At 65.8% G+C, this 720-nt stretch carries 1 protein-coding gene; it reads right to left on the reverse strand.

The features are described from left to right. Nucleotides 1-720, reverse strand: a 720-nt coding sequence (locus OCW50_RS33115) for a 3-hydroxybutyrate dehydrogenase (RefSeq protein WP_262300407.1), incomplete at both ends; no start/stop codon positions are given.

Below are 720 nucleotides of genomic sequence, written 5' to 3' on the forward strand. Positions count from 1 at the left end.
GATCTGGCTCGCCGCGTCCGAGCACAGGAAGACGGCGAGCGCCGCCACCTGATCCACGGTGACGAACTGCTTGGTGGGCTGGGCCTCCAGGAGCACGTCGTTGATCACCTGCTCCTTGGTCAGGTTGCGCGCCTTCATGGTGTCGGGAATCTGCTTCTCGACCAGCGGCGTCCAGACATAGCCGGGGCTGATGCAGTTGACCGTGATGCCGTCGGTGGCCACCTCCAGGGCCACTGTCTTGGTGAGGCCCGCGATGCCGTGCTTGGCCGCCACATAGGCCGACTTGAACGGCGAGGCGACAAGCGAATGGGCCGAGGCCGTGTTGATGATGCGGCCCCATTTGCGCGCCTTCATGCCGGGCACGGCGGCCCGGATGGCATGGAAGGCGGACGACAGGTTGATCGCGATGATCTGGTCCCATTTCTCGACCGGGAAGTTCTCCACCGGCGAGACGAACTGGATGCCCGCATTGTTGACCAGGATGTCGACGCTCCCGAAGGTCCGCTCGGCAAGCCGGATCATCTCCTCGATCTCGTGCGGCTTCGACATGTCGGCCGGCGAATGGATCGCCTTGACGCCGAACTCGCGCTCGATGCCGGCGCGCTCCTTCTCGATGGCCTCCGCGTCGCCGAAGCCGTTGATGACCACGTTGGCGCCTTCCTTGGCGAAGGCCCGGGCGATGGCGAGGCCGATGCCGCTGGTCGAGCCGGTCACGACGGC

This window comes from Microvirga sesbaniae (genome assembly GCF_025460805.1).
Classification (GTDB): Bacteria; Pseudomonadota; Alphaproteobacteria; order Rhizobiales; family Beijerinckiaceae; genus Microvirga; species Microvirga sesbaniae.